This is a genomic window from Pseudomonas sp. 32_A, from assembly GCF_017490905.1.
In the GTDB taxonomy this organism is placed as follows: Bacteria; Pseudomonadota; Gammaproteobacteria; order Pseudomonadales; family Pseudomonadaceae; genus Aquipseudomonas; species Aquipseudomonas inefficax.
The window spans coordinates 1-228 of the sequence record NZ_JAFGYI010000548.1; the positions used below are offsets into that span (position 1 = coordinate 1).

General features: G+C 61.4%; 1 protein-coding gene. It reads left to right on the plus strand.

Annotation, left to right across the window (positions count from 1 at the left end; translation table 11 throughout):
- A partial coding sequence (locus tag J5M58_RS28235; protein WP_243432580.1) for a hypothetical protein occupies nucleotides 1-76 on the plus strand: 76 nt, incomplete at its 5' end.
- Nucleotides 77-228 lie beyond the last annotated feature (152 nt).

Sequence of the window (228 nt, forward strand, 5' to 3'; positions counted from 1 at the left end):
GCCGGCGTATCCGTCGGTGTATGAGGTGCTGGGGCGCAGGGCTGAAGTGCAGCGGCCGACGCCCGTGCAGCGTTAAGGCCATTGGGGCTGCTGTGCAGCCCATCGCCGGCAAGCCAGCTCCCACAGGTACAGTGTTGTTCTTGAGAGCAGTGCCATCCCAGCAAGAGCTGGTTCTGTCAGAAGAGCCATGCCCTTTAGAGCTGGCTCTATCAGGAGAGCAATGCCCTT